The sequence below is a fragment of the Salinimicrobium profundisediminis genome (assembly GCF_026241755.1).
GTDB classification, from domain to species: Bacteria; Bacteroidota; Bacteroidia; order Flavobacteriales; family Flavobacteriaceae; genus Salinimicrobium; species Salinimicrobium profundisediminis.
The window spans coordinates 1-2,441 of the sequence record NZ_JAPJDA010000060.1; the positions used below are offsets into that span (position 1 = coordinate 1).

The 2,441-nt window shown below is 38.3% G+C and carries 5 protein-coding genes; 2 read left to right on the forward strand and 3 right to left on the reverse strand.

Translation table 11 applies throughout. From position 1 onward, the window contains the following. Both OQ279_RS18315 and OQ279_RS18320 read left to right on the forward strand, forming a co-directional pair. Window positions 1-321, forward strand: a 321-nt coding sequence (locus OQ279_RS18315; protein ID WP_266071312.1) for a DUF2179 domain-containing protein, incomplete at its 5' end; no start/stop codon positions are given. Between the two features lie 21 nt (window positions 322-342). Further along, entirely contained in the window at window positions 343-1,059 is a 717-nt protein-coding gene (locus tag OQ279_RS18320; protein WP_266071314.1) for a BsuPI-related putative proteinase inhibitor, read from the forward strand. Window positions 1,060-1,114: 55 nt separating this feature from the next. Here OQ279_RS18320 and OQ279_RS18325 read toward each other — a convergent pair whose 3' ends face one another. The 3 genes from OQ279_RS18325 to OQ279_RS18335 all read right to left on the reverse strand — a co-directional run. Next, window positions 1,115-1,306 (reverse strand): DUF3813 domain-containing protein, encoded by a 192-nt coding sequence (locus OQ279_RS18325; RefSeq protein WP_214478249.1) that lies wholly within the window; start codon window positions 1,304-1,306, stop codon window positions 1,115-1,117. Between the two features lie 2 nt (window positions 1,307-1,308). After that, entirely contained in the window at window positions 1,309-1,467 is a 159-nt protein-coding gene (locus OQ279_RS18330) for a hypothetical protein (RefSeq protein ID WP_180320236.1), read from the reverse strand. Between the two features lie 200 nt (window positions 1,468-1,667). After that, window positions 1,668-2,441, reverse strand: a 774-nt coding sequence (locus OQ279_RS18335; RefSeq protein ID WP_266071317.1) for a Cof-type HAD-IIB family hydrolase, incomplete at its 5' end; no start/stop codon positions are given.

Sequence of the window (2,441 nt, forward strand, 5' to 3'; positions counted from 1 at the left end):
GCATTGTACACATTTGTTACTTTATATGCTTCATCGAGGGTGATCGATGCGATCCACACTAGACATGAAAAATTAACAGCTATGATTATCACCAAAAAACAGGATGAAATGAAGAAAGCTATACATGATCGGCTTGTAAGGGGAATTACCATTATTCCTGCCAAAGGGGCATTTACAAACGAAACAAGAGAAATGCTTATGATTGTTATCACACGTTACGAGCTTTTTGATCTCGAACGGATTATTAAAGAAGTTGATCCGAATGCATTTACAAATGTTGTTCAAACAGCAGGAATTTTTGGCTTTTTCCGTAAAGATTAAACCACTTAAAGGAGTGTTTAGATGTTAAATCTCTGGATTGGCGCGGCCATGATGTTAAGTTTGAATGCAGGAACTAATGAGGATATACGGTTTGATGTAAATCCTTCCATAAATAATGGCGAAGTTGTTATAGATTTAAAGCTCGAAAATATTGGGGACGAAACGGTCAATTTCGATTTTCATTCATCACAGAAATATGAAATTGAAATTTCCGATGAAGCTGGCAATGAAATTTATACGTATTCAAAAGGAAAATCCTTTTTACAGGTTCTTCAGAATCTTGCTTTAACTCCCGGGGAAAGCAAGCATTGGACTGAAAAGTGGAACTTTCAAAAAGAGGGGGAAGAACTGAATCCCGGTACCTACAAAATTACGGCAGCACTTACAGGAAGACAGCTTAAAGAGGGTGCTGGACCACTGACAGCGCAATCACAATTTACTATAGCAGAAAAGAATGCGATCAATGTCCAAACAGTAGGAGAAAATGGCATCTATAAGGTCACTGGGGAAGTGAAAGTTTCGGCAGAGGACCTATATTATACGGTTGAAGATGGGCATCATGTTTACCAAAAGGAACAAAAGGTGCACATAAAGGATGAGCAATTTGAAATCAACATAGAAATTGCCGAAAGTAAATTGCCTAACCACTCAACACTGATGCTAAATTTATATAAAAAAGGTGAGGATGAAGAAATCAGTTCAACACAACCGATCGTGCTGGAACGGTTTAATCATTAACCACATATAGAAATGATTAAAGGATCGGGCAAAGGTATTTCGCCCGATCCTTCTGTTATTCAGTACTGTATTGATCTAGCTTTGCCTGCAATTCAGCAAGTTGTGCCTGCTCTGCTCTAGTACTGTTTGCATAAGCGGAGCTAAGTGCATTTTTAGCATGTGAAATCGCTTCTTGCTTTCCAGCTGAATTCGCATTTTCTGCTATTTCAACATATCGCTGTGCTTCTTGAAATAATCTGTTGCCCATTTTTATATTCCTCCGTAGGAAGATTCTTTCACATTTTTAACTTGTTCAGCTTCTGCCTCAGCTTCAGCATATGTCATGTGATAAGGGATACGCTCATCATGCTTAGATACAGTATCTACTCCTTGCTGTACAAAGCGTTTTGATTTATTACGTTTGCCCATTAGAATCCCCTCCGAATCATTTTAGAAGCTAAAATCATGCTTCAAAAGATAGTATATGCTCTTTTCCTTTTTTCAATAGGGTACATGTTGGGCAAAGATGAAATTTTGTACAATGCTGAAACGAAGCAATTTTTTTAACGAATACAGTAAAAAAACAGCCTTGAACAAAATGGTTCGAAGGCTGTTTATCCTGCATATTTTTAAAGTGCTTTTAAGTTCAGCAAGTCATTTAAGTAGACAGCAACGCCGTCCTCTTCATTTGATAAAGTGATATCCTTGGCAATCGTCTTCACTTGATCAATGCCATTTCCCATTGCTACTCCATAACGGGCGTATTCGAGCATTTCGAGATCATTGTCTTCATCACCGAACGCAATGATTCGATCTTGAGGGATCTGCAGATAATCAGCCGCTTTTTTGAGGCCTACTGCTTTATTGAGACCATGTTTAATGATTTCAATAACATGAAACGGTGCTGCCCAGCTGCGATGATCAATCACTTCAGCATGCACATCGGATAAATGCTGACGGATCGTGTCTACATGTTCCTCATCTGTGTGGATCAGCATACTTGTAGGAGAGTCTTTTAAGAAATTACGCAAATCTCCAGTTGTTACTTGCGGATTGCCCATATGAAAGATCTCAATAAGCTTTTCATCATGATAATGGAAATACACTTCGTCGATTACTTCTGCAATAATATTATGGAAAGTAAAATCGCTGCAAGCTTCAACAATATCCTTTGCAACATCTACAGAAAGAGGAGAGTGGAAAGCACCCCATTCTGATTTTTTGGGATGATGCACAAATGCGCCATTAAAGTTTACAATTGGTGTAGTAAGGTTCAGTTCATGATAATATATTTCACTGGAACGATATGGTCTGCCGGTTGAAATCATGACTTCATGGCCAAGTTCACGTGCTTTTTGCAGAACCATCTTAGTCTTATCAGAAATCGTCTTGTCATCTTTTAG